This is a genomic window from Streptomyces sp. SID13666 (assembly GCF_010548325.1).
Lineage (GTDB): Bacteria > Actinomycetota > Actinomycetes > Streptomycetales > Streptomycetaceae > Actinacidiphila > Actinacidiphila fildesensis.
On sequence record NZ_JAAGLX010000114.1, the window covers coordinates 1 to 1,208 of the forward strand.

1 protein-coding gene is annotated in these 1,208 nt (G+C 68.4%); it reads left to right on the forward strand.

All coding sequences use genetic code 11. The annotated features are described in order from the left end of the window. Positions 1 to 78: 78 nt before the first annotated feature. The coding region (locus G3I60_RS43600; RefSeq protein WP_164299717.1) for a flotillin family protein at positions 79 to 1,208 on the forward strand (1,130 nt) is incomplete at its 3' end.

The following is a 1,208-nucleotide window of genomic DNA, read 5'->3' on the forward strand; positions in this document are numbered from 1 at the left end:
GGCAGGTCGGCGTCATCGAGTGGGCAGATCCCCTGGATGCGTTGGGCGGCGTCACCGACGCCCCTTAAAGGAGACGAAATGTTCGGTTATCGCGTTCCCGCCCCCGACGAGGCGATGCTGATTTCAGGCGGCAGGCGGGGACTGGAAGGTGCGCCGTTCCGCGTGGTGACCGGCCACGGAAAGTTCGTGCTCCCCGTCTTCCGCAAGACCCGCTTCCTCACCCTGGCGATGTGCGAGGCCGAGGTCGCCGAGACCTGTGTGACCAAGCAGGGCATCGCGCTCACGGTCCGGGCCGTGATCGCCTTCAAGGTCGGCAACGACAGGGAGAGCATTGTCAACGCCGGCCAGCGGTTCCTCTCCGACCAGGACCAGATGTCGGTACTGACCGGCCGGATCTTCGCCGGTCATCTGCGCTCCATCATCGGCTCGATGACGGTCGAGGAGATCGTCACCGAACGGCAGAAGCTCGCCACCGAGGTGCTGGAGACCTCCAAGACCGAGATGGCGAAGATCGGGCTGACCGTCGACTCGCTGCAGATCCAGTCGATCGACGACGGCAACACCGGATACATCGCCGCGATGGCCGCACCGCACAAGGCGGCCATCCAGCGGCAGGCCCAGATCGCCCAGGCACAGGCCACCCAGGCCTCGGTCGAGGCGGAGCAGGTGGCCGCACGGAACCAGGCCGAGTACGCCCGGCAGACCGCCGTGGTGAAGGCCGAGTACTCGGCCCAGGTGGACCGCGCGCAGGCGGAGTCCGCGCAGGCCGGCCCGCTGGCGATGGCCCACGCGCAGCAGGAAGTGCTCATCGCCCAGACCGAACTGGCGCAGCGCCAGGCCGAACTCAGGCAGCAGCAGCTGCGGGCCGAGATCGTGAAGCCCGCCGAGGCCGAGGCCGAGCGGATCAAGGTGCTGGCGATCGCCGAGGCCGAGCGGATGAAGATCCAGGCCGAGGCCGCGGCCTCGTACGACCGGGTGGCACTGGACCGGATGCTGATCGACCAGCTGCCGCTGATCGTCAAGGAGGCCGCCGGCGGCCTCGCCGGGGCCAATGTCAACGTCCTCAACGGCGCCGACGGCCTCAGTGAGATCGCGGCGGGACTGGTCGGCCAGGGGCTGACCATCCTGGACTCGGTTCGGAAGAACCTGAGCGGTTCCACCGAGTACCCCCGTCCGGGCAAGGACAACGGCCTGCTCGAGCTGCAGGG